Below are 4,330 nucleotides of genomic sequence, written 5' to 3'. Positions count from 1 at the left end.
GCTGCAGATCCCGAGCGACGGAAGCCAGCGCGAACTGCGCTCGATCCTCGACTGGTTGGACGCGGCCGGCATCGAGGCCGACGAACTCACCGTGCACACCCCCGACCTCGACGACGTCTTCTTCGCCCTCACCGACAGCACCAAGCTGCCCACTCAGCCCAGCCAGCAGAGTCAGCCCAGCCGGCTCAGCCAGCCCAAGGAGGACGTCCGATGAGCTCCCTCGCTCTCTCCCTCGCCGTACGCGACTCGTCCACGATGCTGCGGCGGAATCTGCTGCACGTGCGGCGCTACCCGTCCCTCACCCTGAACCTGCTGCTCACGCCGGTCATACTGCTCCTGCTCTTCGTCTACATCTTCGGCGACGTGATGAGCGCGGGCATCGGTGGCGGCGGCGGTCCGGACCGCTCGGCATACATCGCGTATCTCGTCCCGGGCCTGCTGCTGATGACCATCGGCGGGACCACGATCGGCACCGCGGTGTCCGTGTCCATGGACATGACCGAGGGCATCATCGCCCGCTTCCGCACGATGGCGATCCACCGTCCGTCGGTGCTCATCGGGCACGTCGTCGGCAGCGTGCTGCAGTGCGTGATGAGTGTGGTCCTCGTCGGGGCGGTCGCGGTGGCGATCGGCTTCCGGTCCACGGACGCGACAGTGCTGGAGTGGCTGGCGGCGTTCGGGCTGCTCGTGCTCTTCGCCCTGGCGCTCACCTGGATCGCGGTCGGCATGGGTCTGATCAGCCCGACCCCCGAGGCCGCCAGCAACAACGCGATTCCGCTGATCTTCCTGCCGTTCATCTCCAGTGCCTTCGTCCCGGTGGACTCCATGCCGGGCTGGTTCCAGCCGATCGCCGAGTACCAGCCGTTCACCCCGGCCATCGAGACCCTGCGGGGCCTGCTGCTCGGCACCGAGATCGGCCACAACGGCTGGCTCGCCATCGTCTGGTCCCTGGCGCTGACCGTGCTGGGCTACTTCTGGTCGAAGGCGTCATTCAACCGCGACCCGAAGTAACCGCCGCCGAAGGGCCCCGCCGCGAAGGGTGGGGCCCTTCCGGAGTTCCCCGATACCTACGAGTGGGCATCTACGAGTGGGCCGTGGCCAGTGCGGTGACTCGCTGGATGGCCTTGACGGCGATGTCGGGGCGGTCGACGTGTATGTAGTGGCCGCTTCCGGCGGCGACGCTGATCCGGCTGCGGCCGGAGAGCGCACGCCACTGCTCCTGGCCCTCGGCCCACATCTCTTCCAGGGCGGGCCCGTAGTCGGGGACCTCGGCGTACTGGGACTCGTGCCTGATGATCTGCACCGGGATGTTCCCCGCGGAGCGGACCTTGGCGTCGGCGATGATGAACTTCTCGGGGTTCTGGCCTTCGTTCACCGCGATGGTCTGGTCACGCAGTTCGGCCGCCATGCTGGTGGCCGAGTCGGGGATCGCTTTCGAGACGCCCGCCGTCAGAGCCGGGATCGTGGCGTCCATCAGGACCAGGCCCTTGACCCTGTCCCGGTGGTCGGGGGCGTACCGGGCGGCGATCAGTCCGCCCAGCGAGTGGCCGGCCAGCACGACCGGGCGGTCACTGGTGACCCGGTCGAGCACGCCCGTAAGAATCCTGGAACTGTCGTCGATGGTCTGGGTGCTGTTCGGCTGGTCGCTCTCGCCCTCGCCGAGCCGGTCGTAGGAACAGACCCTGGCCTTCTCGCTCAAGGTCTTCTGCAGGCCGGCCATCGTGTCCAGCCCGTCGCCGCCTCCGGCCATCAGGACGACCACCGGCTTACGGGCCGTCGAGCGGCCGGAGCACGAGACGTTGACCGAGTAGCCGCCGACACGGATCTTCTTGGTCCCCGAGAACGAGTGCCCGTCCCCGTGCCCGTGCCGCGCGGCCGTGCTGGACACCGACTGCGCCTGGGCCCGCGTCTGGGCCTGGGCGGTGGTCTCCCCGTAACCGACTATGCCCGCACCGGCCACGGCACAGAACGTCGCGGCCAGGGCGGTTGTCTGGAGCATGCGGTGCACGAGGACCTCCAAGAAGACAGGGGAAGACAAGAGGGAGACAGAGGGAGACAGGAAGAAACATGGGGGAGACGAGGGCCGGTACCGGGCCCGTCGGCCGGAGTGCGGTGGCGACAACTCAGACGCTACGGATCCGGCGGCCCAGGATCGTCACCCCGCAGGGCTCACTCGCGCGTAGCTCTCCAGAGGGACAACGACTACGTCCCGGCGGGATGGGCGCGAGCCTCCGCCGGACATGCCGTGTCAGTCGCCAATGTGAGTCGCGCGTGTCAGGCGCCCGTATCAGTCGCCCATGCCAGCCAGTCGCCCATGCCAGTCGCCCGGGTCAGCCGCCCATGTCGTACCGAGGCTCTTCGGTGCGGGTGCGCTTGACCTCGTAGAAGCCCGGAACGGCGGCCAGCAGCAGAAAGCCGTCCCACAACCGTCCGGCCGTCTCCCCGGTGGGTGCGGGGGAGACGACGGGACCGAAGAAGCCGACACGTTCGCCACCGGGCCCGGCGACCGACAGAACCGGCGTGCCGATGTCGTCGCCGGCCAGAGCGAGGGCCTGCGCGTGCGAGGACCGGATCACCTCGTCGTACGCGGTGGATTCGGCGGCCTCGGCGATCCCTTCCGGCAGCCCGGCATCGGCCAAGGCCGCCGGGAGGTTCCCCCACTCACCCCGGAGATGAAATCGGGTGCCCATCGCGGTGAAGAGGTCACCGAGCGCCTGCTGACCGAACCGCTCCTCCACGGCGGCACACACGCGGACCGGCGCCCACATGTAGTCCCCCCACTCGCCCTCGGGGTTGTCGTCCCGATGCTCGTTGAGCACCGACAGACTCATCACCCGCCAACGGACGGCCACCGGCCGCACCTTGGTGACCTCCACCATCCACCGCGAGGTGATCCACGTGTACGGGCAGACAGGGTCGAACCAGAAATCCACGGTCCGCTGTTCGCTCATCCGATCGCTCCTGAGACGGAAAACGACGAAGGACACAACGTCGAAGGGCCCCACCGCGAGGTGGGGCCCTTCGACGTTAGTGCCCGGTGAGGCACTGGCGGAGGATACGAGATTCGAACTCGTGAGGGGTTGCCCCCAACACGCTTTCCAAGCGTGCGCCCTAGGCCACTAGGCGAATCCTCCGCGGCAAACAATACAAGACGTTGAGGAGTGCTCGCGAACTCGTTCCCCCCGTTCAGATCGGGTACTGTGTGCGCAGCCCCTCACGTGGCGCTATCTGACTGAACTCCCCCAGGGCCGGAAGGCAGCAAGGGTAGGTTGGCTCTGGCGGGTGCGTGGGGGGCCCTTGCGTTTGCGGGGCCGGCTGAGTCGGAGCCGGGCGGGCGGAGCCGAGGGGCGCGGCCCCGGTGGAGCCCGAGGGTGTGGCCCGGCGCCGGTGGGGTGGAGCGGCGAAGTCCGGCGGGCGGTGCTCGTTGTCAGTGGGCGCCTATAACCTCGTACGCGTGTCGTCTCTCGCGCTGTACCGCCGTTATCGCCCGGAGTCGTTCGCCGAGGTCATCGGGCAGGAGCATGTAACCGACCCGCTGCAGCAGGCGCTGCGGAACAACCGGGTCAATCACGCGTACCTGTTCAGCGGGCCGCGCGGGTGCGGGAAGACGACCAGTGCGCGGATCCTGGCGCGGTGTCTGAACTGCGAGCAGGGACCCACACCGACGCCCTGCGGGGAGTGCCAGTCCTGCCGTGACCTCGCGAGGAACGGGCCGGGTTCCATCGACGTCATCGAGATCGACGCCGCCTCGCACGGTGGCGTGGACGATGCCCGTGACCTGCGCGAGAAGGCGTTCTTCGGGCCCGCGAGCAGTCGGTACAAGATCTACATCATCGACGAGGCCCACATGGTCACGTCGGCCGGGTTCAACGCGCTGCTGAAGGTCGTCGAGGAGCCGCCCGAGCACCTCAAGTTCATCTTCGCCACCACCGAGCCCGAGAAGGTCATCGGGACGATCCGGTCGCGTACGCATCACTATCCGTTCCGGCTCGTGCCGCCGGGCACGCTGCGGGAGTACCTGGGCGAGGTGTGCGGGCGCGAGGGCAGTCCCGTCGAGGACGGGGTGCTTCCGCTGGTCGTCCGCGCCGGCGCCGGGTCCGTGCGTGACTCCATGTCCGTCATGGACCAGCTGCTGGCCGGTGCCAAGGACGACGGCGTCACGTATGCCATGGCCACCTCACTGCTCGGTTATACGGACGGGTCGCTGCTCGACTCCGTGATCGAGGCCTTCGCCGCGGGGGACGGCGCCGCCGCCTTCGAGGTCGTCGACCGGATCATCGAGGGCGGAAACGATCCCCGGCGGTTCGTCGCCGACCTGCTGGAGCGGCTG

General features: G+C 68.5%; 4 protein-coding genes, 1 tRNA gene, 1 other RNA gene and 1 pseudogene. 4 read left to right on the top strand and 3 right to left on the bottom strand.

Annotation, left to right across the window (positions count from 1 at the left end):
• A pseudogene (locus AOK17_RS31865) lies at nt 1-214 on the top strand (ABC transporter); the annotation flags it as partial.
• A complete protein-coding gene (locus tag AOK17_RS31860) occupies nt 211-1,011 on the top strand; it encodes an ABC transporter permease (protein ID WP_055616043.1) in 801 nt (266 codons plus the stop codon). The pseudogene AOK17_RS31865 and the gene AOK17_RS31860, both read left to right, overlap by 4 nt.
• Nucleotides 1,012-1,081: 70 nt before the next feature.
• Here the strand turns inward: AOK17_RS31860 and AOK17_RS31855 are convergent, their stop codons facing one another.
• The 3 genes from AOK17_RS31855 to AOK17_RS31845 all read right to left on the bottom strand — a co-directional run bounded on the left by AOK17_RS31855 (nt 1,082) and on the right by AOK17_RS31845 (nt 3,134).
• Nucleotides 1,082-1,999, bottom strand: a complete 918-nt coding sequence (locus AOK17_RS31855) for an alpha/beta fold hydrolase (protein ID WP_055616044.1) — start codon at nt 1,997-1,999, stop codon at nt 1,082-1,084.
• A gap of 331 nt (nt 2,000-2,330) precedes the next feature.
• Nucleotides 2,331-2,951: a mycothiol-dependent nitroreductase Rv2466c family protein gene (locus AOK17_RS31850; protein WP_055616042.1), complete on the bottom strand. Its 621-nt coding sequence runs from the start codon at nt 2,949-2,951 to the stop codon at nt 2,331-2,333.
• Nucleotides 2,952-3,046: 95 nt separating this feature from the next.
• A tRNA-Ser gene (locus AOK17_RS31845) sits at nt 3,047-3,134 on the bottom strand.
• Between the two features lie 71 nt (nt 3,135-3,205).
• Here AOK17_RS31845 and ffs point away from each other — a divergent pair.
• Together ffs and AOK17_RS31840 are read left to right on the top strand one after the other, a co-directional pair.
• An RNA gene (gene ffs / locus AOK17_RS47790) (signal recognition particle sRNA small type) lies at nt 3,206-3,302 on the top strand.
• A gap of 152 nt (nt 3,303-3,454) precedes the next feature.
• On the top strand, nt 3,455-4,330 hold an 876-nt coding region (locus AOK17_RS31840), incomplete at its 3' end, for a DNA polymerase III subunit gamma and tau (RefSeq protein WP_107102553.1).

Origin of the sequence: Streptomyces phaeochromogenes, from assembly GCF_001418655.1 — a bacterium.
Lineage (GTDB): Bacteria > Actinomycetota > Actinomycetes > Streptomycetales > Streptomycetaceae > Streptomyces > Streptomyces phaeochromogenes.
This window is presented reverse-complemented; position numbering and strand designations above follow the sequence as displayed.

Bases quoted from the DNA above. Each gene is read 5' to 3' on its own strand.
- AOK17_RS31860 (WP_055616043.1), top strand. From the start codon at position 211: ATGAGCTCCCTCGCTCTCTCCCTCGCCGTACGCGACTCGTCCACGATG.
- AOK17_RS31850 (WP_055616042.1), bottom strand. From the start codon at position 2,951: ATGAGCGAACAGCGGACCGTGGATTTCTGGTTCGACCCTGTCTGCCCG.
- AOK17_RS31855 (WP_055616044.1), bottom strand. From the start codon at position 1,999: ATGCTCCAGACAACCGCCCTGGCCGCGACGTTCTGTGCCGTGGCCGGT.